Origin of the sequence: Alkaliphilus peptidifermentans DSM 18978 (assembly GCF_900101495.1) — a bacterium.
Taxonomy (GTDB): Bacteria; Bacillota; Clostridia; order Peptostreptococcales; family Natronincolaceae; genus Alkaliphilus_C; species Alkaliphilus_C peptidifermentans.
The window spans coordinates 159809-186031 of record NZ_FMUS01000002.1; the positions used below are offsets into that span (position 1 = coordinate 159809).

General features: G+C 33.4%; 30 protein-coding genes and 1 other annotated feature. Of the genes, 2 read left to right on the top strand and 28 right to left on the bottom strand.

What is annotated here, in order from left to right; genetic code table 11:
- Positions 1–98 precede the first annotated feature (98 nt).
- Both BLP68_RS02405 and BLP68_RS02410 read right to left on the bottom strand, forming a co-directional pair.
- A complete protein-coding gene (locus tag BLP68_RS02405) occupies positions 99–737 on the bottom strand; it encodes a class I SAM-dependent methyltransferase (protein WP_091539586.1) in 639 nt (212 codons plus the stop codon).
- A gap of 166 nt (positions 738–903) precedes the next feature.
- A complete protein-coding gene (locus BLP68_RS02410) occupies positions 904–1287 on the bottom strand; it encodes an RrF2 family transcriptional regulator (protein WP_091539589.1) in 384 nt (127 codons plus the stop codon).
- 184 nt (positions 1288–1471) lie between these two features.
- Here BLP68_RS02410 and BLP68_RS02415 point away from each other — a divergent pair, with 184 nt between their 5' ends.
- Positions 1472–1993, top strand: coding sequence for a hypothetical protein (locus BLP68_RS02415; RefSeq protein ID WP_091539591.1), 522 nt, complete (start codon positions 1472–1474; stop codon positions 1991–1993).
- A 96-nt stretch (positions 1994–2089) separates the two neighbouring features.
- Entirely contained in the window at positions 2090–2248 is a 159-nt protein-coding gene (locus BLP68_RS21595) for a hypothetical protein (RefSeq protein ID WP_176758834.1), read from the top strand.
- Between the two features lie 103 nt (positions 2249–2351).
- Here the strand turns inward: BLP68_RS21595 and BLP68_RS02420 are convergent, their stop codons facing one another.
- The 26 genes from BLP68_RS02420 to BLP68_RS02540 all read right to left on the bottom strand — a co-directional run bounded on the left by BLP68_RS02420 (position 2352) and on the right by BLP68_RS02540 (position 26187).
- Positions 2352–4391, bottom strand: coding sequence for a M56 family metallopeptidase (locus BLP68_RS02420; RefSeq protein ID WP_091539594.1), 2040 nt, complete (start codon positions 4389–4391; stop codon positions 2352–2354).
- A gap of 2 nt (positions 4392–4393) precedes the next feature.
- Entirely contained in the window at positions 4394–4753 is a 360-nt protein-coding gene (locus BLP68_RS02425; RefSeq protein WP_091539596.1) for a BlaI/MecI/CopY family transcriptional regulator, read from the bottom strand.
- A 452-nt stretch (positions 4754–5205) separates the two neighbouring features.
- Entirely contained in the window at positions 5206–5544 is a 339-nt protein-coding gene (locus tag BLP68_RS02430; protein WP_091539598.1) for a branched-chain amino acid transporter permease, read from the bottom strand.
- Positions 5534–6235 carry an AzlC family ABC transporter permease gene (locus tag BLP68_RS02435; RefSeq protein ID WP_091539601.1) on the bottom strand — a complete coding sequence of 234 codons (702 nt, stop codon included), beginning with the start codon at positions 6233–6235 and terminating at the stop codon, positions 5534–5536. Before BLP68_RS02435 ends, BLP68_RS02430 begins: the two co-directional genes overlap by 11 nt.
- 101 nt (positions 6236–6336) lie before the next feature.
- Positions 6337–7725, bottom strand: a complete 1389-nt coding sequence (locus BLP68_RS02440; RefSeq protein WP_091539602.1) for an aminotransferase-like domain-containing protein — start codon at positions 7723–7725, stop codon at positions 6337–6339.
- 318 nt (positions 7726–8043) lie between these two features.
- Complete coding sequence (locus tag BLP68_RS02445) at positions 8044–8301, bottom strand: CD3324 family protein (RefSeq protein ID WP_091539605.1); 258 nt, start codon at positions 8299–8301, stop codon at positions 8044–8046.
- 13 nt (positions 8302–8314) lie between these two features.
- On the bottom strand, positions 8315–9355 hold the full coding sequence (locus BLP68_RS02450; protein ID WP_091539608.1) for a hypothetical protein: 1041 nt from the start codon (positions 9353–9355) through the stop codon (positions 8315–8317).
- Positions 9356–9795: 440 nt separating this feature from the next.
- Complete coding sequence (locus BLP68_RS02455; protein WP_091539610.1) at positions 9796–10179, bottom strand: SH3 domain-containing protein; 384 nt, start codon at positions 10177–10179, stop codon at positions 9796–9798.
- Positions 10180–10286: 107 nt separating this feature from the next.
- A complete protein-coding gene (locus BLP68_RS02460; RefSeq protein ID WP_091539612.1) occupies positions 10287–10733 on the bottom strand; it encodes a helix-turn-helix transcriptional regulator in 447 nt (148 codons plus the stop codon).
- A gap of 21 nt (positions 10734–10754) precedes the next feature.
- Positions 10755–11093, bottom strand: a complete 339-nt coding sequence (locus BLP68_RS02465) for a type II toxin-antitoxin system RelE/ParE family toxin (protein ID WP_091539614.1) — start codon at positions 11091–11093, stop codon at positions 10755–10757.
- 1 nt (position 11094) lies between these two features.
- Complete coding sequence (locus BLP68_RS02470) at positions 11095–11340, bottom strand: type II toxin-antitoxin system prevent-host-death family antitoxin (protein WP_091539617.1); 246 nt, start codon at positions 11338–11340, stop codon at positions 11095–11097.
- Positions 11341–11668: 328 nt separating this feature from the next.
- The gene (ppdK, locus tag BLP68_RS02475) at positions 11669–14302 is read right to left on the bottom strand and encodes a pyruvate, phosphate dikinase (protein ID WP_091539619.1); all 2634 of its coding nucleotides are present in this window, start codon (positions 14300–14302) and stop codon (positions 11669–11671) included.
- Between the two features lie 16 nt (positions 14303–14318).
- Positions 14319–15152 carry a pyruvate, water dikinase regulatory protein gene (locus tag BLP68_RS02480; protein ID WP_091539621.1) on the bottom strand — a complete coding sequence of 278 codons (834 nt, stop codon included), beginning with the start codon at positions 15150–15152 and terminating at the stop codon, positions 14319–14321.
- The gene (locus BLP68_RS02485) at positions 15152–15796 is read right to left on the bottom strand and encodes a transcriptional regulator CcpN (RefSeq protein WP_091539623.1); all 645 of its coding nucleotides are present in this window, start codon (positions 15794–15796) and stop codon (positions 15152–15154) included. Before BLP68_RS02485 ends, BLP68_RS02480 begins: the two co-directional genes overlap by 1 nt.
- 174 nt (positions 15797–15970) lie before the next feature.
- Positions 15971–16471, bottom strand: a complete 501-nt coding sequence (locus BLP68_RS02490) for a hypothetical protein (RefSeq protein ID WP_091539625.1) — start codon at positions 16469–16471, stop codon at positions 15971–15973.
- A gap of 226 nt (positions 16472–16697) precedes the next feature.
- Complete coding sequence (locus tag BLP68_RS02495) at positions 16698–18083, bottom strand: glycine--tRNA ligase (RefSeq protein ID WP_176758835.1); 1386 nt, start codon at positions 18081–18083, stop codon at positions 16698–16700.
- 56 nt (positions 18084–18139) lie between these two features.
- Positions 18140–18309: a binding site (T-box leader), on the bottom strand.
- A gap of 70 nt (positions 18310–18379) precedes the next feature.
- Entirely contained in the window at positions 18380–18895 is a 516-nt protein-coding gene (locus tag BLP68_RS02500; RefSeq protein ID WP_091539629.1) for a DUF4342 domain-containing protein, read from the bottom strand.
- 16 nt (positions 18896–18911) lie between these two features.
- Entirely contained in the window at positions 18912–19652 is a 741-nt protein-coding gene (recO, locus tag BLP68_RS02505) for a DNA repair protein RecO (RefSeq protein WP_091539632.1), read from the bottom strand.
- A 27-nt stretch (positions 19653–19679) separates the two neighbouring features.
- Positions 19680–19823, bottom strand: a complete 144-nt coding sequence (locus BLP68_RS21360) for a YqzL family protein (protein WP_143003041.1) — start codon at positions 19821–19823, stop codon at positions 19680–19682.
- A gap of 95 nt (positions 19824–19918) precedes the next feature.
- Positions 19919–20806: a GTPase Era gene (era, locus tag BLP68_RS02510; RefSeq protein ID WP_091539634.1), complete on the bottom strand. Its 888-nt coding sequence runs from the start codon at positions 20804–20806 to the stop codon at positions 19919–19921.
- A 3-nt stretch (positions 20807–20809) separates the two neighbouring features.
- Entirely contained in the window at positions 20810–21217 is a 408-nt protein-coding gene (locus tag BLP68_RS02515; RefSeq protein ID WP_091539636.1) for a cytidine deaminase, read from the bottom strand.
- Between the two features lie 17 nt (positions 21218–21234).
- Positions 21235–22269, bottom strand: a complete 1035-nt coding sequence (locus tag BLP68_RS02520) for a DUF3048 domain-containing protein (RefSeq protein ID WP_091539638.1) — start codon at positions 22267–22269, stop codon at positions 21235–21237.
- Between the two features lie 33 nt (positions 22270–22302).
- On the bottom strand, positions 22303–22899 hold the full coding sequence (locus tag BLP68_RS02525) for a DUF502 domain-containing protein (protein WP_176758836.1): 597 nt from the start codon (positions 22897–22899) through the stop codon (positions 22303–22305).
- Between the two features lie 35 nt (positions 22900–22934).
- Positions 22935–23633 (bottom strand): diacylglycerol kinase, encoded by a 699-nt coding sequence (locus tag BLP68_RS02530; RefSeq protein ID WP_091539644.1) that lies wholly within the window; start codon positions 23631–23633, stop codon positions 22935–22937.
- 15 nt (positions 23634–23648) lie between these two features.
- On the bottom strand, positions 23649–24104 hold the full coding sequence (gene ybeY, locus BLP68_RS02535) for an rRNA maturation RNase YbeY (protein WP_091539648.1): 456 nt from the start codon (positions 24102–24104) through the stop codon (positions 23649–23651).
- Complete coding sequence (locus tag BLP68_RS02540; RefSeq protein WP_091539651.1) at positions 24088–26187, bottom strand: HD family phosphohydrolase; 2100 nt, start codon at positions 26185–26187, stop codon at positions 24088–24090. Before BLP68_RS02540 ends, ybeY begins: the two co-directional genes overlap by 17 nt.
- Positions 26188–26223: the final 36 nt, after the last annotated feature.

The window sequence follows — 26223 nt, forward strand, 5'->3', positions numbered from 1 at the left end:
ATTGTGAGGGTTAGCGGAGGATCTAAATATATTCAAAACATAAGATTCTCCAACTTCATTTCAGAATGAAGAGCAAAAAAACTAAAAGATATTGTTAACTATGCAAAATCTGCTTTTTTACATTTAACAATCATAAAATTTAATGGAGGTTTATTCTCTGTTTTATTATCTGATTCATCGATTTCTGAAATTTCTGTTAACCCATACTTTCCAAATTCTCGCTTTATTGAATCAGGATCATAAAAGAAGATTTTTACGCCTTTTATTCTCTCAAATCGATCTCTACTCAGTTGTTTCCCCTGTCCAAACATTGGGGCTTTTTTTGAAATAGTTGTGAAAATCATATATCCATTTGGTTTTAATTGATTATAACAATCTTTAATAAATTTCTTTCTCTCATGATTATTCAATAAGTGGATAAGTGCATAGCAAAATATGCCGTCATAAAGTTTGCTGTCAAAGGGCATATCAGTTACTGAACCATGATAGATACTAATATCATCAAGCCCGCTTTTTCTTGCCAACTCAATCGCCGTTCTTGAAATCTCAATACCCGTTACATTAATTCCATTCTCAATAAATACCTTTGAATTTCTACCATATCCAATACCTGGTATCAATATGTCCTTAACTTTCTTTTCAAGGAAAAAATCCTTTGTCAAAATTGCGGAGTCTGAAGGTTCAAATCCCCACATTGATTGTTTTTCTATAAAGCTTGATTCCCAGAATTCTGTCATATCATTATCTCCTTATAATAGTTTTTTCAACTCCATCATTCATATCCATATTTTTTAGATTGTATATATTGTAGATATATTTTATCTGTAATCATGGTATAAAAAGCTTAAATCTAGCTGAATATGGCAGAGATTATTCCTTACATATTCCATTGATTGCTGTATTTTAGACTATTTCGTAAATCTTTTTATTCAGCAAATACGTCTCCATAGTGTTTTCTGCTTCTTTCATCACTTTGAAGATTTCACACTGGCTCTCCTCCTCATGTAATTCACAACTAAATAACCCTCCTGTTCCCTCAGTTGCCTTAATTACATCCATAAATGAAATTTCCTCTACTTTTTTACGTAAAACATAGCCACCTTTTACACCTGGAGTCGACTGAACTAAATTAGCCTTTACTAGCTGCGTTAAAATCTTTGAAAGATAAGTCGCAGATATATTGAAGTGATTTGATAATACTTGTAAATTAAAGTTATCGTCTTTATTATATTTAATCATATACGCCATGGTATGAAGTGCGTAGTTTGTAGCTTTAGTATATTTCAATATGTAGCCTCCTTACGAAGATATTATAGACTGTAATTATCTCTAATATATAAGTAATATATATTATTGTCAATCCTTTTAAAAAATTGTGTGTTTATCTTATGATAATGTCACCTTGTAATTATCTTTAGAAAATGTCACCTATGGTCAAAATCTAGATATGAATAACGAGGTGATTTATCTATTGAGTCAAAATCAATTGAATAGGTATAATGTTATCTCCATGGTAATTGATGGGCATTTAAAGGTTGCTGATGCTGCTAAATCTCTATGCTTAAGCGAACGCCAGATTATAAGATTAAAAAAAGGAGTGATGAAAGAAGGAGTTGCTTTCTTAATACATAAAAACTCTGGCAAAAAACCTCTTCATACCATTGAAGATAATCTTAAAAATCAAATTCTTAGTCTGAGAAATACTGATGTTTACATGAATTCTAATTTTCTTCACTTCAAGGAGTTATTAGAAATTCATGAAAAGATTAAAATTAGCTATAATGCTTTATATCACATCCTAACTAAAGCAGGTTTTAAGAGCCCTAAAAAACATCGTAAGCCTAAGCAACATCATCGTCGGAAGCGTATGCCTAAAGAAGGCTTATTAATTCAAATGGATGCTACTCCTTTTGAGTGGTTTGGAGGCAATGAACAATTTGCATTACATGGTGCTATTGATGTTGCTACAGGCTTCCTCAACTACATGAATTAAATATTGTTAATTGTTAATACTATGTATTGACAATATGACTACCCAGTCACATAATAATATGACTGGGTAGTCATAGAAGAAAGGAGGTGATTAACTATGCCAAAGCAGACTTTCTTAAATCTTCCTGATGAGAAGCGAGAAATAATTTTAGAAGTAGCAGATGTAAAAATGATTTCAATTGCTTTATTCCACTATATCAAATGTATAAATGCAAGGGCTTTCTTTGCTTACTCCAAGCTGGGGTATGTCCATTGAATTAATTTTGAGTTTTATTCCCTGTATTTTTTCACTCATTAGCAGCAGTTTTGCAAAGATTTAACAAGCTAATGAGACGTAAATCTAAGACAAAGAATAAAAATTATGGCACATATTGCTCTGTAATACTTTGGACGTATCCATCTTTTGTAATAATTCTAAAGGGTGGTGTGAAATCCGAGTATTTTTTAAAAGAATCGATGAATTCCTCCATAGTAACCGATTTATGAACAGCACCTTCATCCCAATTTATAATATTATATTCAGTTTGTTCTGTTACTTGAAAATACATTGGATAGCTATCAGGATTGTAAATGTAGAACCCATTTAAATCATTTGGGTCTATATTCAACTCTTTAAGCCTCTGTGTGTCATTTAAGGTCAACCACTCAATTTTATCTAAATGAAAGGAAGCGCTTTCCTTACTAAAGTTAGAAATAAATCCTATAAAGTGACTTTCCGGAGTTTTATAAAAATCCTCAGGTTTTGCAGAATACTTCAAAACAATGTTGTCAACAGAACCACCTTGACCAAGATCATTGATTATGAAGTCAGTAGCAACCTGCATAGGATCTAAAAGAGAAAGGTTAGTTCCATCATCACTTTGTTTTTGTAGTTCCTTATAGTATTCGGCTATCCTAATATCCGTTTCTGGCGTAACATAATAGACTGTACCGTTTCCATCCATCCAGCGTTCCACACACCAAATTCCCTGTTCACCTTGAATAACTGGCTGCGATACTAACAGCTGTGATGTTTCTCCGGTCGATAATTGAAATTGCACAAGGATATGATTTCCCTTATAGCTTACATTTTCTAATAGCCCTTTGCCTTCAAGAAAAATACGTAGGGCTATTTCCTGCCCAGCTAAATTAGAAAAATCTGCTTCCCCACTTTTCATATATCCTAAATACTGCAACTTAGAACCTTCGTAAGAAAAAACTAACAATGGTTTACCCATACTTTCATCTTCTGTTATCCATCCATCAATTGCATTCATACCACCCGCTAACATAACATTACTTATATCATCAGGCTTTAGACGATACTCAAGACTCCAGATTTCTACATTGGATGGAAGTAATTGATCTAAGGAAGCTATTTTTTCAAGTTTAGTAATTTTACTATCAACAGTCTTATAAGCCGTGCTATAAAATTCTATCTTCTCCTTTACAAATTGTTCAGCATACTCTTCTACTGTCCACTGTTCTTTAGGGGGATTACTCATAAGCCCTACACTAATTACCACTACAGCAATAACTGCCCCAATAATAGCCCAAAATCGAGGCTTTTTGTAGTTTAATATGTTAATAATCCGACCTTTGGTGTTGTTCTCTCCAAAAGCAAGAGGACTACCACCTATAATACGTCTGCCTGTTGCTAAAAACAAAAGAGATGTAGAATAATCCTTTTTAATTTCACTACCCATTTGCTTAATAACACTTTCATCACATGACATCTCCATATCTTCGCTCATCAAAAAGAAAGCAGCCCAAACAAGAGGATTAAACCAGTGAACACACAGGATTAAGAAGGCCAAAGGCTTTATAATATGGTCCAACCTTTTAATATGAGTTTGTTCATGCTTAATGATATAGTTTTTTCCCTTCTCTGTAAGACCTATTGGTAGATAAATTTTAGGTTTTAATATACCAAAAATAAAGGGGGTTTTAATACCATGCATTGTATACACATTATCAAAAATTAGACTAGCAGGTTTGAGTTTCATATATAGCTTTATAGCTGTAAAAAAGCTATATATAAGCAATACAGCAATACCAAAAATCCATAGTATTTCACCCAAAGTAATCCATAGCTGCAACGGATTTACACTCACTTCAACTACAGGTGCAGACATCATAGAGTTATTTACTGTTTGATCCATAACTGTAATGCTACTGTTAATTGTATGTATCTGTGAATACATAATGTTCGTTGGTACGGTTTGTGTGCTGACGGGTACTAAGCTAAACATACTGTCATAGGAAAATGGAGATATAAGCCTGAAAAACACCACTGACCACAGGGCATAGGAAAAAATTTTAGGCACTCTTTTAAGCAGTAGTCGAGCTACTATAACAAATAAAACAACGTAGCTAGCAGTAATACTCATGTTTAAAATCTGTAAAAACAACGTATCCACACCTATTCCTCCTTATGTTCATTGATTAACCTTTGTAACACATCAATTTCCTTATCACTCATTTTTTTACTTCTTGAGAATGCAGCTAAAAACTTTGGTAGTGATCCAAAGTTTTGTTCTACAAATTGCTTGCTTTGCTCAGCATAAAAATCATCTTTTGTTATTAGTGATTTCACCATGCCATTATCATTTTCAAAGATTTCTTTAACCTCAAGACGTTTTAGCATAGTATAGGTGGTTGATTTTTTCCAGTCAAGCTCTGCATAACACAACTTTACCAATATACCTGATGGAATAGGTTCATGTTGCCAGATAATATCAGCAAATTTAGTCTCCATATCAGTAAGTCTATATTCTTTCATATCCAAGCCCCTTTCAGTCTACAAACATTAGACCAGTGTTGCTTTCAGTTTACAATTTGTAGACTACTTTGTCAATGGCAATATAAAAAAATCTTTCTTATCTTTTATGGAGACAATAATACTATAATAATTTACTCCATCGACAACACTTTAGACTAAATTAATTCTGTAGACACAGTATTTAAATGAAATAGGGTATTACACTTGAAATTACCGATTTCATGTGTAATACCCTATTTTTTTCATATTATAGTTAATCGCAAATGTCTATGCTGTAAAGCTTTTTAAGCTAGGCTTTATCATTTGTCCTATTATTTGATTGACCCTTGATGCTTTATCGCCGCCTAGGTTACCGCTAGCAAAATAGACCAATCACCGTTTTTTACTATTCTAGGACACTTATTGTAATGATTGATATTAAAAGATTTTCATCTTCTCCGATTAAATTTATATCATATGGGCAACACCGTACGAATCAAAATCATATAACAGGCTGTTCCAAGAAAGATACTGAGAAAAGCATTTTTTTTTGTGACTTGTGCAGCTATGACAATGCCAACTGAAAGTAATTCCCCCATACCAAAGGGGAAAGTGGTGAAGTTAATGTTTCTTAGACAGTAAACCACTAGAATAATCATTATCGATGCAGGTAATACTGTGCCAAGATAGTGAACGGTTTTGGGAAGTTCTTTCTTTCCACCAAACAAAAAGTAGGGTATAGCACGAGTGAGGCCTGTTATTGATGCAACTACAATAAGAATTAAAGTAGAAAATCCAAGTTCAATTGTCATAATTCATTCCTCCCATTTGAATGTCTATACGCTCCTTCATGATGGTATGTATAATTAAACTAACCGATAATGCAGGAAGTATAAAGTAGTCTGATCCTAATAGAAAATAGAATACAATAGCACTGACAAACCCTGTGATAACAGGGATATGGGAATCAAATTGATAGTATTGATTGACACAGACCACAACAAAAAATGCCGTAGCAGAAAATTCAATCCCCTTCATATCAAAGAATAGCATTTCACCAGCCAAAGCACCAATTGTGCAACTGATAATCCACAGCACATGGCATATTAGAGCAATATAAAAGTCTACTTTTTCCTCATCCATATTCTCTGGATATTTGATGGAGCAGAATACTGAATATGTTTCATCGGTTAGTGTTAAAACCATATAAGGATACTTCCAGCCCATCTTACTAAACTTAGCCACAAATCCTATACCATAGAAAATGTGTCTTGCATTGATAAAGAATGTCATAATCCCAATCATAATTAGCGGTACACCAGAGGTCATAAGAGAAACCATAACAATCTGCATAGAACCTGCATAAATGAAAGCTCCTGATAAAAAAGCCCAGAGAACTGAATACCCTGCTTCATGTATTAGAATTCCAAATGCAATTCCTACAAAAACATATGAAAATATCAAAGGTATTATTTGCTTTACAGCAAAACCAAATGTCTTCATAATATGCAACTCCTTTATATACAAACATTTATCTTGAAACCTATGCTATCACATGCAAATACGCCATACAATCTAATAATTGTATGGCGTACAATTTCGTTTTATTGTTTAATGGAACTCAGTAACTTCCTCAAAGTTTTCAAGCCTTTTTCTAACTCTTCTATGGTTTCAGGTGCACAAATAGACAAACGAACTGCTTTTTCAGGATTACTATTACCAACTGCAAATCGATCTGCCCCATACACTTGAACACAATGCTTCAAGGCCAATGCTTCAAAGTCTGTGGCTGATGTTTTTCCTGGTAGTTTAAGCCACCTAAAAATACAGGTTTTTTCACCGAGACAATCATATTCAGATAAATAATCATTAACCAATTGATTTCTTTCAATTGTGTTCTTCCTGTGGCTTTGAATAATAGTATCAAATTGATTTGACACAATCATACGAGCAGCTAATTCTGCCATCAATGGAGAAACAGATATATTCATATTATAAAGTGCATTAGATAGAGGTTTTTTATACTTTAGGGGAACTGATACATAAGCTAAACGGAGGCCAGGACCAATGGCTTTAGACATACTGGCTATATAGATTGTATTCTCCGGTGCAAATGATGCTACAGCTGGTATTGGCTTTTCATGCATCAGACTATAAGCAGCATCCTCGATAATAAAAATATTGTTCTCTTTAGCAATTCTAGCTAAAGCTTTTCTGCCTTCAATGGACATAATATGGGTAGTTGGATTTTGATAGTCTGGTATCAAATAAATACCCTTTAAATTTTCATTTTTACAGGCATATATCAGTGCATTTTCATCCATTACTAACCCTTTATATTTAATAGGCACTAGTTGAATACCAAGCATACTGGCGGTTGTTTTTAAGCCAGAATAAGTGTGGGGGTCAGTACCAATCTTATCTCCATGCTGACATAAACCAATAAGTGCAGCTGTGATAGCGTTTTGGCCACCACTAGCAAATAAAATAGTCTCGATATTTGTAGTATAACCACCCTTAAGCATAAATTTTACTGCTGCATCTTTCTGCCATAGAACATCTCCAGGTCTGTTATATCTGAAGTATTTTATAAGGTCAGATTCACTCACTATGTTTTTAAATTGTGCCATGAGTGGTTCATAAGAGGCTGGTTCCGGGATAGTAGCTCCCATTTCAATTATATTCTTTGGTTTTCCATCAGTGAGCAAATAAGCATTTGAAAGGGCATCAAAGGAAACAAATGCACCACTTCCCACAGTTGTGCTTATTAGGCCTTTTAATATACACACCTTAAAAGCCTTTGTAACTGTGCTTACATTTATGTCTAAAAAATCAGCTAGTTCCCTATAGGGTGGTAATTTAGTTCCTGGAAGTATCCTTCCATTTATAATATCCTGTTCCAGTTGATTTGCTAAAGAGCGATATAATGGTTTAACTGTATCTAAAACAGGTTTCCAAGTCATGGGGTAATTTTCAAATGAATTTACAGGCATATTATCACATCCTTTTCTACCACACAATTATATAATTGTATGGTAACTGTGGCAAGAATTATTCTATTAAATTAATAAAAATAAGGTGTTGGAGCTTAAAAAACTGATTCCAACACCTTTATTTTGTAGTATTATTAGTTTCAACATAATTGAAAAAACTTTACTAAAAAATTATTGTTTTATGCCTTACTTCGATTGGCCCTCGTTGTTAATCGTCGCCTGTGCCGCTGCTATCAAAATAGACGAATCACCATTTTCACATTATGGAACACTTCTAATAAAAAACATATGTGGTTATAAAATCATGTACTGGGCATATTATTTGTATACTATCTTCTTGACTGTTTCCGGTGAAAGATAGTATTCCTCAGCAAGTTCTTCAATGCTTGCTTTGTTAAAAAATCTATTTTGAATTTCGTCATTTCGCTGTTTGTAAAACATTCTTGCCCCAGTATCATGCCCCCACTTCTTGCGTTCTATATTGCTTGGAATATACAGAGTTTCACCCGCGGCATATTTCTGTATCTCTTTGAGCAATTCATCCGGTAAAATGTCTGATGCATTTCTATATTTCATTGAATGCACCTCGCTAACTGTTTTTCGCTAAAAATTGCTCCAGCGTATCATATTTATTTATAGCAACACCGTGGCCCTCAATCTCAGAAACTATATATCTTTCCAACTCCTGCACCCTTTGCTTAAGTCCACTTAAATTCGTCGCATCAAAGCTCCCGAGTAAATCCATTTCCTGAAGTCCAAACTCCTCTTTGATAATGTTAAGCTCGTGTTGCAAATTAAGTGCATCTGGAAAGGCCCTTTGATAATTATGAGTATCACAATGATTATAAATTCTCCGCCATGTCAGCGACATTTCCTCATACCATGCCGCCAAATCTTTATAAATAGGCGTTTTTAACTCTTCAACCTTGGATGGCTTATGTTCTGCGATAAACTTCCGGGAGGTACTAATGATCTCATAACAAAGCTTCTTCAACTCTTCAACAGATTTTGCTTTGACAATCTCCTCAAAATAAGTAATAAAATCATCTGGTATTTCTTCCATCTGTGACAACTCTACAGTCTCCAAATCAAGCCGCTGTTTAAAGAATGTTTCATTGATGCATGCAACTGCAATGGATAAATAACGGGCTATAAAGCCTGCTCCCATCTTCACCTTATAAAGTGAATCTTCAAACATCATTGTGCGGTAAATATCCATAGCTGTATCCAATTTTCCTAGAGCTTTCTTGAACATAAAATCTTTATTCTTAAGGTTTGCCATCAGTTTTATCTGAAACTCAACAAAACGCTTTTTATCTTCTTCGTTGCGCGAATACAGAATTTTTGCATCCGCTAAACCATTTGTAAAATCGTCATTGAATTCTGCCATGTTCTCTATGCGTTTCCATGAACGGGGATACAAGTCATGGCCAACACCATCAATGATAAAAGTCTGTGCTAGCTTATTTCCATTTTCATTTGCAGGTACAAAGTAATCAAAGCACTCACCATGACAGTCATTTTCTAATGAATGCCCTGAAATCCCTATGAGCAGAGCAATATCGTCCTTATATTTCTCTTGTATTTGAGTAATAGCCCAATCTGTTAATTCTTTTTGAGTTGGTTTCATTTTTACACACCTCTTTCAAAATTATGTTAAGGAATGGCCTTTCACTTACAAGATAAGTATATGGGAATATGACATCAGAAACAATGCCAAGATTTATTCTAAAAATTTTACACTATAACGAAAAACAACGGATAATCATTTAGACGTTTTCACTTGTTTAAGTGTAACCCCGCACTATATAAATAATCTTATGAAGTTTATATAATCTTAAACAATTAAAATTTAATATTTATTAAAACCGTTCAACATAAAATAATCATCGAGTAGCATATAAACTCATATCTACAATATATGCATTGAAAAACTTTTTCTTTATATTTTCTGAAGATTATATACTCAAATCTAATTTAATAGTTAGTTTTCTAATCCGTTATCTCTTGTCAGATTGGATATATTCGATCTTCTCTTTATACACAGAATTATTTACACCCTCAAACACCCTACCAATTAAGATGGCATGGCTTGTTAATTTCAGTAAACTCTTCTACATGATTTAGGGGAACCCATCCCTTTGTACCCAAATTATCTTTTTTAGCTCCCCATATCCAACCATTTAATATCTTATCCATAATTATAATTTCATCTATTTCTATATCAAATTCTCTTGCATCATAATCTTCTAGTACAATACCAATATTATCATTTCTATTGATTATTTGTTTCGAAACCCATCCTTCATTATTTTGACTTTTACAATATATCCAACCAGTCCAACCGCTATCTTCACTGGACTCCTCACCGCATATAACTCTTTCATCCTTAAATAAAATTATTGGTTTTTCTGAACTGGTTTTTCTATTTTTAATCACTCTATACTTTTTCATATTTACATCTCCTCCTAATCTTTTTTATAATAAGCATTAGATCATCATTAAGCTACCACTTTACTTAAACATCATAACAAAATGAACATGACAACAGTATGTCATGTTCATTTATACATTTTTAAAATATTTTGTGCATTAGCTTTCAGTTCATCAATTATCGATTGTGATGATATCACATATGCTTTATCACCGAGGCTCTGTATAAAATCCATTGCGTAATGATGATTAGTGTATACGAGATGAAATTTTATACGGTTATCCTCGGTAATTTCATAGGAGTCTGCACCATAGCTATCAACAATTTGATATTCAACGGATCGGTCGATGAGAATAGTAATTGTTTTTTGTTCACTTTGAAAATAGATATTAAAATCAAGTTTTTCCCTGGGGATATCTCTACGAGTGAACTGATTATTGATTGTTTTCAGATGACTAATTCTATTAAGTTTAAAAAGCTTAAAATCTTGCCTTAATTTACAGTATCCAAAGACATACCACTCAGACCACTTGAAAGTAACAAAATAAGGTTCAATTTCCCTGCGTTTTTTCACATTATGGAATACTTCATGTAATCAGCAATCTTCATCCTCTTCAAAGCTTGTATGAATTTCAAAAAGTATCTTCATAAAATCCTGTCGTTCATTTAGAACTCTGACAATCTTCACTATATTACCTTCGATTCTGTAAAACACATAATACATTTCAATGAAAATATGCATATAATCAGTAGAAACATCAATCATTTTTCCCAACGACATTCCTAAAAGAGGATATTCCTCTAATCTCCTAACGCTGGCTGTAATCTTACCTAGAGCCTTATGGGCAGTATCAACGCCAAAATTCTCAATTACATATGCCTTGATACTCTGTAAATCCTCCAGAGCCTTCGGTGAGTAGTCTACTTTCCACATACTATAATCCTAATGAAGCTTCTACTTCATCTGCAGAAAGCCACCCTTTCTCTCTAGCTGATTTTTCCCCTTCCTCAAGCTGTGCCATAAGCCTAACCATTGCACGGAGCTTATCAAGTTCTTCCACTTTAATAATTGCATACTCACCTCTTCCATTTCTGGTAAGGTATACCGGCTTATTGTAGGATACCTCTTTTAATACTTCTGTATAATTTCTCAGATCTGATATTGGTTTAATATTTGGCATTTTTCATCACTCCTTATAATTATTATAAACCAAATATTCTTAAATAACAACGCAAATTAACATGTTAATTTGCAGCATCAATAAGAAAAACATACTACCTTTCTAGTTTATTACTTTTTTTAAAGTTAAACCTGCCATAATTAAGTTAAATGTGTTTCATAATACTTATTTTTATCAGTATTTTTTATTCCAAAATGATAAAAATTATAAAAAAATGGGTATTGTCTATCGAATTATCAATAGACAATACCCCGCCATCATTTTGTATGCATTCTATCTAACTTTGATTTTTCAACATTTCAAAAGTTATCTTTATAGCTTGCAAGTCTTATTTTAATTTGTCTTTGTTGTTAATCGCCGCCTGGGCTGCTGCTAGCCTTGCTATAGGCACTCTATAAGGTGAACAAGATACATAGTCTAAATTTAACATATGGCAAAATTCTACTGAATTTGGCTCTCCTCCATGCTCACCACATATGCCAATTTTAAGATCAGCTCTAGTCTTTTTACCTAAATCAACTGCTATTTCCATCAGTTTTCCAACACCATCTCGGTCAATCCTTTGGAAGGGATCTTTTTCTAATATGTTTTTGTCGACATATTCTTTAATAAAAGCACCAGCATCATCCCTAGAGAAGCCATAGGTCATCTGTGTTAAATCATTTGTACCAAAGGAGAAGAATTCTGCATCCTTAGCAATTTCATCAGCAGTAATTGCTGCCCGTGGTACCTCAATCATTGTACCAACTAAGTATTTAATGTCTACTCCACTATCTTCAATTATTTCATCTACTGTTTTAGTTATAATATCTTTAACATATTGTAATTCTTTTAATTCTCCTACTAATGGAACCATAATCTCTGGAACAACTTCAAGCCCCTTTTCCTTTTTCAGCTCTACAGCAGCTTCTATTATTGCCTGTACCTGCATTTGATAGATTTCTGGATAGGTTATTGCCAATCTACAGCCACGATGCCCCAGCATTGGATTGAACTCTTTTAAATCACTTACTACTTCCTTTATTTGCTGATATGATATCTCCATACCTTTTGCTAAAGCTCTAATATCCTCCTCCTCATGGGGTAAAAATTCATGTAGTGGAGGATCAAGGAGTCTAATGGTTACAGGTTTTTCTCCCATGGCTTCGAATATTTCTTTAAAATCTTGTCGTTGCATTGGAAGTAGTAAATCTAAAGCTTTTTTGCGTTGTTCTATGGTTCTAGATAAAATCATTCGACGAACCACTGGTATTCTAGTATCATCAAAGAACATATGCTCAGTTCTACAAAGTCCTATCCCTTCTGCACCAAACTCCAAGGCCTGCTTTGTATCTCTTGGGGTATCTGCATTAGTTCTAATTTTAAGCCTTCTATATTGATCTGCCCATCCCATAAATATTTGGAAATTCCCTGTCAGCTGTGGATTCTCTGTTTTTATTTCACCACTATAAACATCTCCAGTATTTCCGTTCAAGGATATATAATCTCCTTCATGAAAAACTTGATCTCTAACCTTGAAGATTCTTGAAGCTTCATCGATTTTAACCTCTCCTGCTCCTGCAACGCAGCATTTCCCCATACCCCTTGCTACTACAGCCGCATGTGATGTCATACCTCCCCTTGCTGTCAAAATACCAACGGAAGCCACCATTCCTTCAATATCCTCAGGTGATGTTTCATGACGTACAAGTATTGCTTTTTCTCCACTACTATTGGCCTTTACCACATCCTCTGGAGAAAAATATATCTTGCCATAGGATGCACCCGAAGAGGCGGGTAAGCCTCTAGTAATAACTTCTGCATTTTTCAGGTCTTCTTCATCAAAGGTTGGATGAAGCAACTGATCCAACTGTTGTGGGTCTACCCTCATTATTGCTTCCTTCTTGGATATCAACCCTTCATCGACCATATCAACAGCTATATTAATTGCAGCATTGGTTGTTCTTTTACCATTACGGGTCTGTAAAATATATAGTTCACCTCTTTCAATTGTAAACTCTATATCCTGCATATCCATATAATGCTTTTCTAGTAACTCACATAATTCTATAAATTTATTGTAGGCGTCGGGCATTTTTTCATTCAGGGCTTGTATTTCCTGTGGAGTACGAATACCTGCTACAACGTCCTCTCCCTGAGCATTCATTAAAAACTCACCAAATAGCTTTTTTTCACCATTTGAAGGATTTCTTGTGAAGGCAACTCCTGTACCAGAGGTTTCTCCCATATTACCAAATACCATCATCTGAATAGTCACAGCTGTCCCTAAGTGATCAGGAATATCATTTATTCTTCTATATACCTTAGCCCGTGGATTATTCCATGATTTAAAAACAGCTTCAATTGCCATCAATAGCTGCTGTTTAACATCTTGAGGAAACTTGTGTTTAACTTCTCTTTCAATTATCTTTTTAAACTCATCTGTTAAAAATTTTAAATCCTCTGAGGTTAAATCTATATCATTTTCCACTTGCTTTTCTTGTTTTCTTTTTTCTAAAACAGTATCAAACTTGTACTTACCTATATGTAAAACTACGTCTCCAAACATTTGAATAAATCTACGATAGCTATCATAGGCAAATCTCTCGTTATTGGTTACCTTTGCTAATCCCTCCACCGATTCATCATTCAAGCCTAGATTAAGTATAGTATCCATCATTCCTGGCATAGAAAATACTGAACCTGATCTAACAGATACCAATAATGGATTATGAATATCTCCAAAACGCTTTCCTGATGATTCTTCTAAGTAGCTCAAATGCTGGAAAATTTCCTGTTTTAGCTCATCCCATAGCACTGTGTTCTTAACATAATATTCATTACAGGCTTCTGTAGTAACAGTAAATCCTGAAGGTACTGGCAAGCCTATTCTCGTCATTTCAGCTAAATTGGCTCCTTTACCTCCCAATAAAGGTTTTAAGTCCATTGAGCCTTCCATAAAATCGTATACAAATTTTTTCATGTCGCCCACCTCCTGCTTATTTTCCATTTCCAATTTTATAACCAATTTCCCTAAATATTTCAAGAATTATACTGGCACTTTCTTCTACTGCCTTAGAAGATACATCGATTACTGGACAACCTAATTTTTTCATGATTTCCTCTGCGAAATCTAATTCTTCAAGTATTCTATCCATACTTGCATAATTTGCCTCATGCTTTAATCCCAGTGCTTTCAGTCTTTCTTGTCGTATCTCAATTAGCTTCATTGGATTTGTTGTAAGCCCAATGATTTTTTTTGAAGGCACATTATATAGTTCCTTAGGAGGTGGAACCTCTGGAACCAATGGTACATTAGCAACCTTTACATTTTTATGAGCAAGATACATACTTAGTGGTGTTTTAGATGTTCTAGATATTCCTATTAATACTAGATCTGCTTTTTTTAAACCTCTTGGATCTTTACCATCATCATATTTAACTGCAAATTCAATTGCTTCTACTTTTCTGAAATATCTTTCATCTAAACGTCTAATTAAGCCAGGTTCTCTGCGGGGGGAATTATGTAACACCTTACTCATAGAATCAATAACAGGTGTCATTATATCAATCCATGGAATGTTATTCTTATCAGCTTCTTCAATTAAGATATTCTTTAAGCTTTCCACAACCATAGTAAAAACTATTACTGCTTGTTCTTGCTTAGCTTCCTCTAGCATCTCCATTATTTGTTGTCTATCTGTAATGTATGGAAATCTTCTTATTTCGTATTCCTCTAAGCTAAACTGACTAATCCCAGCTCTAGCAACCTGCTCTGCCGTTTCTCCTATGGAATCGGATATTATATAGATTACTAAATTATTTTTACTCATTATGACCCTCCTTTGCATATTTCTACTAACAATTTTGTTATATTACTCTTAGAAACCTTACCTACTATTTTCAATTGTTCCTTTTCATCCTTGATTATTTTCTCCACCACCGGTAAGCTATCTACTTCATGGTCTATAATCTTTATAGCTGCATTTAAAGCGTTATCATCCTTTATGATGGTGATAATATTTGGACTTCTAGTCATGATCATGGCAACTGGTACCTTATTAATATCATTCCCACCTAACGTAGCCTTCAATAAATCTTTTCTAGAAACAACCCCCATTAAGTAGCCATTTGAAACTACAAATATTGTACCAACATCCTCTAAAAACAAACTAACTATAGCATCATAGACTGATGTATTTTCAGTTACAATAACAGGAACAGACATAATATCACTAACCTTGATATTTTTTATTTCTTGAGAGAATAGATTTATCTCTGTTTTTCCAGAATAAAAATAACCTACCTTAGGTCTGGCATCCAAAATACCCGACATTGTTAAAATAGCTAAATCGGGTCTTAATGTAGCCCTAGTGACACTTAAAATACTGGCAATATTCTCACTAGTAATGGGTTCCTGTTCTTTAACTATTTCTATTATCCTTTGCTGTCTTTTTGATAGTTCTATTTGTACCACCCCTTTATTGTGTTATGCTAATTGTAATTGTGCTATATTATATATAATAATTTATCATATTATTGTAGCATTTGCCATACTTTTTTTTATATTCACCTAATATAACAAAAAATTTTCAATAAAAAAACCTATTACTATTTACTTCTAATAATAGGCTTTTAAAACAAGAATATATTATATATTGTCTTTAGTACAATTTTCTAAAATGTATTTTTGATTCTTAAGACATTCTTTACATAATTTTTCTTCTATTCTATTTTCCGATCCACAAACACACATCCAAGTTCTTCCCCTATCCTCTGCAAATCTAACAACATCTTTATTACCTAGTTTATTTCTTAATATATGTAGCTTACTATCTTCTAAATTATAATTGTTTTCTTGCATTTCAGATAGTAAGGCTACTTTTTTTAATAGTTCTTCTCTAGATAATAAACCGCTACTATATAGCTTGATAAGAGTTTCTTTTTCAGTGGATAGATTGGTGAAGGCTGTTATTCTTTCTAATTCTTCATCATTGAATAAGCCCATAGATTTAAGCTTTAGTAAGCTTTCTACATCTTGATTTTCTATAAAAAGATCTTTGTTCCTAATTAATCTTGCCAATTTATCAATTTTTTTGTTGTTCTCACTAATAAGATAAAAAACTAATATAAAAAAAACAATAATGAGCATAAAATGCCTCCTTATACTAATAAGATTAAATTATTGTACTTATTACTATTTCTATCTTAAGTGCCTACATCCCTTTTTTTTATTTTATACTTGTTAATAATATTGGATAATCATAGAGTATTTCATTAGTATATAATACTTTTGTAGATATCAACATTTGTCTTTCAGAGTCTATAAAAAAAATCAACTGAATTAATTCAGCTGATTTTAAGATTCCAAATAAAAGTTAATATTTTAGTCTTTCATCTAGATATGCTTCTAATTCCTCTATCGCTATTCTCTCCTGTTCCATTGAATCCCTATGCCTTATTGTTACACAGTTATCCTCTAAGGTATCAAAATCTACAGTTATGCAGAAGGGTGTACCTATTTCATCATGTCTTCTATAACGCTTTCCTATGCTGCCTGCATCATCATAGTCAACCATATATTTTGAAGCCAAGGTTTCATATATCTCCATTGATGCATCCTTAAGCTTTTTTGTTAATGGAAATATTGCTGCTTTAAAGGGTGCCAAGGCAGGATGAAGCTTTAATACTACTCTAGTATCGTTCTCTGCAACCTCTTCTTCATTATAGGCATCAACTAAAAATGCAAGGGTTAAGCGTTCTACTCCAACTGAAGGCTCTATACAGTAGGGTACATATCTCTCATTAGTTATTGGGTCAATGTATGTAAAGTCCACGCCGGAGTGCTGACTGTGCTGTTTTAAATCGTAGTCTGTACGGTCTGCAATTCCCCAAAGCTCACCCCATCCGAAGGCAAATTTATACTCTATATCTGTTGTTGCATTGCTATAATGAGATAATTCTTCATCAGAATGCTCCCTTAACCTAATACTATCTTCCTTCATATTTAAGCCTAATAACCAGTTTTTACAAAAATCACGCCAATAACTGAACCATTCTAAATCTTCTCCGGGCTTGCAGAAGAATTCAAGCTCCATTTGTTCAAACTCTCTTGTTCTAAATATAAAATTACCAGGTGTAATCTCATTTCTAAAGGATTTGCCAATTTGTCCGATACCAAAAGGAACCTTTTTTCTTGATGAACGTTGAATACTCTTAAAGTTAACAAAAATTCCCTGGGCTGTTTCAGGTCTTAAAAATATTTCTGTGCTGGTATCCTCCGTTACCCCTTGAAAGGTTTTGAACATTAAGTTAAACTGACGAATATCTGTAAAGTCCTTTGCTCCACATTCTGGACAAACAATACCTTCATCGTCAATAAATGATCTCATTCTTGCATTGTCCCATCCATCAACGATAATTTCTTCCTTCTTATTTAAGGCATGTTCTTCAATCAATTTGTCAGCTCTGAATCTAGCCTTACACTTTTTACAATCCATTAAAGGATCATTAAATCCGCCAACATGTCCTGATGCAACCCATGTTTGAGGATTCATTAGTATTGCAGAATCAAGTCCAACATTATAAGGACTTTGCTGAATGAACTTTTTCCACCAAGCCTTTTTTATATTATTCTTTAATTCCACACCTAATGGACCATAATCCCACGTATTTGCTAATCCTCCGTAAATCTCCGAGCCAGGAAATACAAATCCTCTTGATTTTGCCAATGACACTATTTTTTCCATTGTTACCTCTGCCATAATTATCTCCTCCTACTTTATTTTAAATAAAAATAAAAAAGCCCTCCATCCCTATGGTTAGGGACGAAAGACTTATCTTCCGCGGTTCCACCCTAGTTGGTATTAAATACCCACTTAGTTATTCAAGCTCAAAAGCGCCCTTCATTAACAAACTGTATTGGACTTTCACCTTCTCCAACTCGCTATTGCAGTTTTATTAATTACTCCTCTTTATCAAAGCTTTATAAAATTTTGTAATTAAACTTAGTTTTCTTTATAATTTAGCAAATTATTTATGAATTGTCAATAGTTGTTGTTTAAAAGTCTGCTCCATCATCTATTTTGTCTAAAGTTTCCTCTATATCTTCAGTAATTTCATCTGTTGAAGTATCCTTTGGCTTCATCTTTGACTTGAATTCATTGATTTTTTCCTCTGCCATGTCATTAATATCAACAACTTCACCATTATTCTTTACTATTTCAATTGTGGCTCTAGATGCTATAGCAGCAGAAACCCCCACTATAGATACCAATGGCCCTAGTACAACCCCAATAGCACCAGCTGTAACAGGTATGTTTAGCATTATTTCTCCATCTTTTTTTAGTATAACTCGAGTTACATTTCCTTTTTTTATAATCGCCTTTAGCTTCTCTATTACATCATTACCAGTAACATTTATTGTGTCATACCAATTCTTATCGCTTTTTTCCTCCAGCTTAATTAATGCCTCTACAAGATCTCCATTAGTTTCTTCTAGTACTTCTCTTGCTTCCTTATAAGAAACTCCCGTACGCTCCCTAAGAATATCAATTTTTTCAAGATTAATATCCATTGACTTCCTCTCCTTCTCATAATTTATCAACTATTTCTAAGCTCTTAAACTCATATTTATTAATATGAGTCATTATGTATTTTTTTATTAATTTTTTAAGTTGATTATTGAGAGAATCATGAATTTTTAATTTTTGTATTTCCATGATATCCTTGTGAAGCAAGTAATCAGCAAGTTTAATTGTTACATCAGAGATTTTAACTGCAAAGGGATCTGTCTGTACACATTGAGGGCAAATAATGCCTCCCTCTTTAAAGCTAAATCGTATATTGGCAATTTCTTTGCTACCACAGGAAACACAACTGTTTAAGCTAGGTCGGTATCCTGAATAGACTAAAAATTTAAGTTCAAAGGCTCTAATGACAGTATTAATTTCTATGTCTTCCTTCGCCAATATATGTAGCGTTTTCCCTAATAAATTAAAAAGTCTATTATTCGTTTGTCCTTCTGTAGTTACTGTTTCAGTCAACTCTAACACATAAGATCCATAAGCTAATCTATTAAGGTCCTCTCTTATGGTGTAGAATATTTGCTTAGGTTCACACTGGCTTACAGTATAAAGATTTCTTCCCTTATAAAGAACAAAATCGCTATAACAGAAGGGCTGAATACCAGCAAGTAGATTGCTTTTTGGTTTTCTGGCTCCCTTAGCAATAGCATTTATCTTCCCGGCTTTTCTAGTGAAGATAGCAAGCAAGCTATCATTTTCACTATATTTCCGGTTTTTTATAACAAACCCCTCTGTTTTTATAAGCATTATTGTTCCCCCGTTTTTAACACATCATTATTCATTATCATTTGCTGCCTTTGTAAGCTCTATTTTATTAGACTCTCTCTTTAAATTCAAATTATGATAACAGCTTTCATACAAATATGCTTCAATGCTTCCTGTTTTTTCAAAGACATTCCAAAAAATCTTACATAGCATAATTAAGTCCCCTTTCCTTTTTTTAATATCAAGCTTATTTTTTGTATTAAGGGGACTTTAATTCATTGTAAATTATGTAATTATTATATTCATTTTTAGTCGTATCCGAAACCCTTTAGTATGCTTCCACTATTTCTCCAATCTTCTTTAATCTTTACCCACATTTCCAGGTAAATCTTAGAGCCCAACAGTTTTTCAATATCTTCTCTAGCACTTTTTCCAATGCCCTTAAGCTTTCTACCGCCTTTTCCAATAATTATTCCCTTATGGGTCTTTCTTTCACAATAGATTGTTGCATGAATATCTATAATATCCTGTTGTTCCCTTTGCTTCATCATAGATACTTCAACAGCCACACCATGGGGTATCTCCTGCTCAGTATAATGTAATATTTTCTCTCTAATTATTTCTGCAATAATTTGCCTTTCTGGTTGGTCTGTTATCATATCAGAAGGAAAATATTGGGGCCCCTCTTCCAATAGAGCTTCGATTTTACTTATAAGAGAGTTTAGGTTAGCACCTTCTAGAGCAGAGATACCAATAATATCATGAAATATTCCTGTACTCTTATAAGCTTCATATAGTTTATTGAATTCCTCCTGTTTCATCTTGTCTATCTTATTCATAACAAGAATTACAGGTGTCTGAATTCCTTCAAGCTGTTCCATTATAAATCGATCTCCAGGCCCTATTTGATTACCTTCATCTACGACAAATAGAACTATATCAACTTCTCTTAAAGTTTCTTTAGCCACCTTAACCATATATTCCCCTAGCTTATGCTTAGGCTTATGTATACCAGGCGTATCAAGAAATACAATTTGAAAATCTTCTCCTGTATAAACACACTGAATCTTATTTCTAGTTGTTTGAGGTTTGTCTGAGATAATAGCTATCTTTTCGCCTATAAGCTGATTCATTAATGTAGATTTTCCAACATTTGGTCTGCCGATAATTGTTACGAATCCGGATTTGAATGGCATTTTTTATAAACCTCCATTTTTATTTAAGTCATCTGGTGAAAATGAATGTGGGAAAAGATCTGAAATACTATAAACCTTGTATTCATTCTCGGATTTTCCAATAATCATTTTAATATCTTTTCCAAATTCGGTAATAACCTGTCTACAAATACCACATGGATATGTATAGTTTTCCATATCTCCTATAACTGCAATAGCTTCTATGTCCTTATCACCCTCTGATATGGCTTTAAAAATAGCTGTTCTTTCTGCACAATTGGTACCACCATATGATGCACATTCTATATTACATCCTTTATAAATCTTACCTGACTTTGTTAAAACAGCAGCCCCTACTGGAAATTTTGAATAGGGAACATATGCAAAATCCCTAGCTTCTATTGCTTTTTTTAATAATTCCTTATCTGTCACTTATATCTCCTCCAAAATTATAGAATTGTCACTGTATCTAAATTTTTTATAATTTGAATCCATGTTTTACCAGGATTCATAATCAATTCGTTTCCATCCATATCAAAAAACTTTGTTTGCCCTTTATAGCTTTCCTTCTTCCAAGTAATATTAATTACTTTACCATTTGTTATATATAAACCTTTACCTTCCCCAATGGTATCCATCTGAAGTCTTAGCTCTTTATCAACCACTTTAGCATTGACTGTTTGAATAATTATATTGGTGGCAGTAAGCTGTTCATTTGTGATTTCATCGACATGAGGCTGTCCGTTATAATATCTATAATATATTTTTTCTTCCTCATTAAACTTAAATGATGGTTGATACGGTCTACTATAATAAATTTGTATTTCTGATGCAATTTCACCCTCAATTTCCTCTATATCTTCATGGAAGCTCCATGCTTCTGCCTCCATTTCGGATCTATATTTGCTATTTTCAGCCGCCTTACGTAAGGCATCATGGCTGCTATACATATTATGGGGGGCTACCTTGTGGTTCTTTCGCCAAAATACATCGCTCCCCCTATTCATTGCATTTATATTGTTCACCTTATATGTATCTAAATCTTTAAATGCCTGTGGACTACCGCCTACATGAACAAACATAGCATCAAATTCCAATGCTCTTTCAATAAGATAGGATCTAGCACTTCTTATACCCCCAATTGTTTCAGGTTCATTGGCTAGAAATATTCCAAGGTATCTGGTGATATCTCCTTCTGCTAAAAATTCATATGCTATTTCTGCATCAATTAAACCAGCTTGTGGTCTTGCTTGACCATGGTTATCAAAAACAATTGCCAAGGGTCTCCTTTGCACCTTTTCATCTGGAAAGTAAAGTCCACTTAGAGGTGATGGGCTTCCCTCCTTCTGAACTTCGGGACTTCCGATTTCAATGACAGGCTCCATTTCCTCCTCTTCTTGGGGCTTCTTACTACATCCAAAGGTGTTTAAAACCATCAATATAATAATAAAAAATAAAGTGGTTTTACTAAAATATGTCATCATTGAAATCTATCCTTTCTCTATTGGGTTTATCTTTTACTGATTTTTTTGACCTGGTTTTACAATGCCCCCAGACACAATAAGCTTTACAGCCTCTTCAACAGTCATATTTAAGGGTACTACTTCATTCTTTGATACCATTACAAACATGCCTGAGGTTGGATTAGGTGTAGTAGGAATAAATAATCCCACCACATTTTCATCGGTTTTTTCTTGTATTTCTTCTGCTGCATCAGAGGTAATGAATCCAATTGTATATATACCTTTTGAAGGATATTCTATTAAAACAGCCTGCCTAAAGGCTGTATTTTTACTACCATAAAGAGTTTCTGTTAATTGTTTAATAGAAAAATAAAGTGTTCTTACTAGTGGTATTCTTCGTAGTATAATCTCCGTAAAAGTAATCATTTTATATCCAGAATAATTTCGTGCAATTATACCGGCAGAAAACACCAACACTAGTGTTATTAAAACTCCAAGACCATAAATTCTAAAGCCAATTATATTTTCTATAGGCTCCCTAAAAATAATATCAACTCTATTAAATATCCAAATAATTAAAATCATTGTTAAAGCCATAGGTAGAATCACTAATAAACCTGTAAAAAAAGTTTTACGAATGTCTTTCCACAAACTATCCCCACCCATCATAAAAAGATTAGTATGTATTACCCGAATATTTGAAAAAACAATACAGCTATTATGATTCCAATAAATGCACCAGCTAAGACTTCAAAAAAGCTATGAATCTTACCTTCTATCCTGCTTTGGCAAACCAATAAAGCCATAAAAATTGATAAAGTTGCAATAAACATATTTTCTGATATAAATGTCATGGCAGTAGCCAGTGCAAATGCAACAGCAGCATGCCCACTTGGCATTCCCCCCTTTAATGGTGTACCTTTCCCAAAATATGCCTTTAATCCAATGGTGGTAAACACAACTACAATAAATATTATAAAGGTAATATGAATGGGAGATTGCCTAACATGATGTAATACCATTTGTGTATAAGGGTTTATTCTATGAAAAAAAATAAAATAAGCAACCAGAACTGAGTTTATGGCAGCAATTAATACTGCACCTGCGGCAACGTTTTTAGCAATTTTAGCGAATATATGGTACTGATCTGTAATGAGGTCTATTGTCATCTCAATAGATGTGTTAATCATCTCTGCAATTATTACTAAAGAAATAGTTAATAGTAAAATAAGTACTTCAACTCTACTAAGATCAAAAAATAGACTTAAGGTTAATATAATAACTGTTACAAAGAAGTGTATTTTCATATTACGCTGAGTTTTGAAGGCATATATAATGCCTTCAAAAGCGTAATTAAAGCTATCAATTAGTTTTCTTACTCTCATTTTATCCAACCTCTTTTACTGCCTCACTTGTCCTAAGAGCGACAGTATAGCTTCTTCTTTTTTTCTCATTATCTCTTTTTCACTATCGATTTCGTGGTCGTATCCCATAAGATGAAGCATACTATGAACCACCAAAAAACACACTTCACGATTAAAGGAATGTCCGTATTCATCAGCCTGCTCCAATGCTTTTTCTACTGATAATACTATGTCTCCAAGAAGCTTTTCTTCCGTATCTACCATATATTCATCCTCTACCATTGGAAAAGATAAAACATCTGTAGAGTAATCTTTCCCTCTATAGGTTTTATTTAATTCTTGTATCTCCTCATTGTCAACAAGGGATAGACTAACTTCATAAGATGAGTCCCATCCTTCATATTTTAATGATTCTTCAACTGCCTTCTCAATCAGTATAATCAGCGATTCATCTATTATTGTGTTCTGTCTATTATCAACTACTAGACTCATGGGCTTTCCTTCCCTTCAATTCTTTTGGATCTAAATCTGGATACGCAATCCGTTCATGGAAAATCCCCATAATTACACTTATAAAGGATTGCTTTATTTTTTCAATCTCATTTAAGGTTAGATTACTTTCCTCCAGCTGACCATCCTCTAATTTATCCTTAACTATTTTGTGTATCATATTCTCTATTTTATCTTTAGTGGGAGATGTTAGACTCCTTACAGCAGCTTCAACTGAGTCAGCAATCATAACAATAGCAGTTTCCTTACTTTGTGGTTTTCTACCACTATATCGAAAGGTTTGCTCTTCTACCTCTTCACCATTAGCCATATTTTTTGCTTTATGATAAAAATATGCAACTAAAGTATCTCCATGATGTTCTAATATAAAATCTTGTATCTCCTGTGGTAGCTTATGTTTGACCGCCAGCTCAATACCTTCCTTAACGTGTCCAGTAATAATCAAGCTGCTTAAGGAAGGATTAATATTATCATGTGGATTATCAGATGTCAGTTGATTTTCCTTAAAGAAATAAGGTCTACTGGTTTTTCCAATATCGTGATAAAATGCTCCAGTACGAGCAAGTAAAGAGTTACCTCCAACTGCATCAGCCGCTGACTCGCTAAGGTTTCCAACAATAATACTATGATGATAGGTTCCGGGTGCTTCTATCAATAGTTTCTTCAACAGTGGATGATTAGGGTTAGATAATTCTAATAGCTTTAAAGGAGTTACAATATCAAAAATTCCCTCCCACATCGGTAATGATCCTACTGTTAATATTGCACAAAATACACCATTAAGGACACCATAAAAGCCGAAGGTTAACACCTTTATTACTTCATTACTATGAATAAAACCAATACCAATTATTGTGATTATATTGGCTAAGCTAACTATCATACCAGCAATAAAAATATTTCCCCTTTGCTGTGTATTAATCATGCTAAATACTCCTACAGTTCCACCTATTAGTGCCATTGCTATAAACATTATATCATTACCAGTAATAATACCTATCAGTATTGTTAGACATAGATTTATTAGTAACGATAATCTAGCATCTATGAGGATAGATAAAAGCATAGCAGATAATGCTACAGGCATTAAGTAAATAGATATTATTGATATTGCCTTTGATATAATCATTGTTAAAACCATGATAATAAGAATCATAAAAAGCTTTCCTGGTTTGTCCAACAATTCTTTGTTAAATACATACATATATGCGATTATCAAAAGCATAATAACCAATACTATAGATGCAATTCCTGTATATAGCATAACATCTATCTTGCTATTTTCCACCAACAGTCCAAGCTCCTGCATAATTCTTAGCCTGTCGAAGGTTACAATTTCCCCTTCATTAAGAATTATATCTCCCTTACGAATCATAACTTTTTCTATGTCTTCTCTAGCTGCTTGTCTTTTTTGTTCTGTTAAATCGATATCTAAGAATTTGTTAGGCCGAATAGTAGCATTTATTACAGTTATTGAAAGATCTTTTAAAGAATCGTCAAAATCATCAATTCCTAAAATGTAATCCTTTATATTATTCTTTTCCTTCTGTAAATCTTCTATTTTTATTCCATTATTCATATTTTGCGCAATTATCTCGTATATATAATTCTCAAGATATTTTATTCTTTCGATGGGTGAATCTAGTGCAGATGTTAAATTTGGTCCAGTTATATTTAAATCATTTTCTTCCAACAACATCCTTTGTTCAATAAAGCTTAATTCTTCTTGACCTCTAATTTCATATATCAAGGTAAAGAATTTTTCAATGTCTTTTTTTATCTCGCTTTGAACAGATTGATCCAGCTTATATTGAATTTCCTGTGCTTCTGCTGCCTCATCCTTAAGCTTATCAGTTAACCATTTATCTTCAATATCCTTTGAGGCTCTTATGTCACTTGGAGCTCTTTGTCCAACAGATAAATCAAACTGCTCAGGCTTTAAGCTGGCAGTTAATATTGAAAATATGCTTACAAAGAATAACAGGATTAGTAAAATATGCTGAATTCTTCTACTTCCCTTTGAAATACCAGGTAGCTTTGCTTTAAGACCTTTTAACTTTCCCATTTTTTTCCTCCTACCAGCCGTTAATAATGCTTTATT

Excerpts from the sequence above, each read along its gene's own strand:
- BLP68_RS02405 (WP_091539586.1), bottom strand. The coding sequence starts at position 737 with ATGACAGAATTCTGGGAATCAAGCTTTATAGAAAAACAATCAATGTGG.
- BLP68_RS21595 (WP_176758834.1), top strand. The coding sequence starts at position 2,090 with ATGCCAAAGCAGACTTTCTTAAATCTTCCTGATGAGAAGCGAGAAATA.
- BLP68_RS02425 (WP_091539596.1), bottom strand. The coding sequence starts at position 4,753 with ATGAAAGAATATAGACTTACTGATATGGAGACTAAATTTGCTGATATT.
- BLP68_RS02430 (WP_091539598.1), bottom strand. The coding sequence starts at position 5,544 with ATGACAATTGAACTTGGATTTTCTACTTTAATTCTTATTGTAGTTGCA.
- BLP68_RS02435 (WP_091539601.1), bottom strand. The coding sequence starts at position 6,235 with ATGAAGACATTTGGTTTTGCTGTAAAGCAAATAATACCTTTGATATTT.
- BLP68_RS02440 (WP_091539602.1), bottom strand. The coding sequence starts at position 7,725 with ATGCCTGTAAATTCATTTGAAAATTACCCCATGACTTGGAAACCTGTT.
- BLP68_RS02445 (WP_091539605.1), bottom strand. The coding sequence starts at position 8,301 with ATGAAATATAGAAATGCATCAGACATTTTACCGGATGAATTGCTCAAA.
- BLP68_RS02450 (WP_091539608.1), bottom strand. The coding sequence starts at position 9,355 with ATGAAACCAACTCAAAAAGAATTAACAGATTGGGCTATTACTCAAATA.
- BLP68_RS02455 (WP_091539610.1), bottom strand. The coding sequence starts at position 10,179 with ATGAAAAAGTATAGAGTGATTAAAAATAGAAAAACCAGTTCAGAAAAA.
- BLP68_RS02465 (WP_091539614.1), bottom strand. The coding sequence starts at position 11,093 with ATGTGGAAAGTAGACTACTCACCGAAGGCTCTGGAGGATTTACAGAGT.
- BLP68_RS02470 (WP_091539617.1), bottom strand. The coding sequence starts at position 11,340 with ATGCCAAATATTAAACCAATATCAGATCTGAGAAATTATACAGAAGTA.
- ppdK (WP_091539619.1), bottom strand. The coding sequence starts at position 14,302 with ATGAAAAAATTTGTATACGATTTTATGGAAGGCTCAATGGACTTAAAA.
- BLP68_RS02480 (WP_091539621.1), bottom strand. The coding sequence starts at position 15,152 with ATGAGTAAAAATAATTTAGTAATCTATATAATATCCGATTCCATAGGA.
- BLP68_RS02490 (WP_091539625.1), bottom strand. The coding sequence starts at position 16,471 with ATGCTCATTATTGTTTTTTTTATATTAGTTTTTTATCTTATTAGTGAG.
- BLP68_RS02495 (WP_176758835.1), bottom strand. The coding sequence starts at position 18,083 with ATGGCAGAGGTAACAATGGAAAAAATAGTGTCATTGGCAAAATCAAGA.
- BLP68_RS02500 (WP_091539629.1), bottom strand. The coding sequence starts at position 18,895 with ATGGATATTAATCTTGAAAAAATTGATATTCTTAGGGAGCGTACGGGA.
- recO (WP_091539632.1), bottom strand. The coding sequence starts at position 19,652 with ATGCTTATAAAAACAGAGGGGTTTGTTATAAAAAACCGGAAATATAGT.
- BLP68_RS21360 (WP_143003041.1), bottom strand. The coding sequence starts at position 19,823 with ATGCTATGTAAGATTTTTTGGAATGTCTTTGAAAAAACAGGAAGCATT.
- era (WP_091539634.1), bottom strand. The coding sequence starts at position 20,806 with ATGCCATTCAAATCCGGATTCGTAACAATTATCGGCAGACCAAATGTT.
- BLP68_RS02520 (WP_091539638.1), bottom strand. The coding sequence starts at position 22,269 with ATGATGACATATTTTAGTAAAACCACTTTATTTTTTATTATTATATTG.
- BLP68_RS02530 (WP_091539644.1), bottom strand. The coding sequence starts at position 23,633 with ATGAGAGTAAGAAAACTAATTGATAGCTTTAATTACGCTTTTGAAGGC.
- ybeY (WP_091539648.1), bottom strand. The coding sequence starts at position 24,104 with ATGAGTCTAGTAGTTGATAATAGACAGAACACAATAATAGATGAATCG.
- BLP68_RS02540 (WP_091539651.1), bottom strand. The coding sequence starts at position 26,187 with ATGGGAAAGTTAAAAGGTCTTAAAGCAAAGCTACCTGGTATTTCAAAG.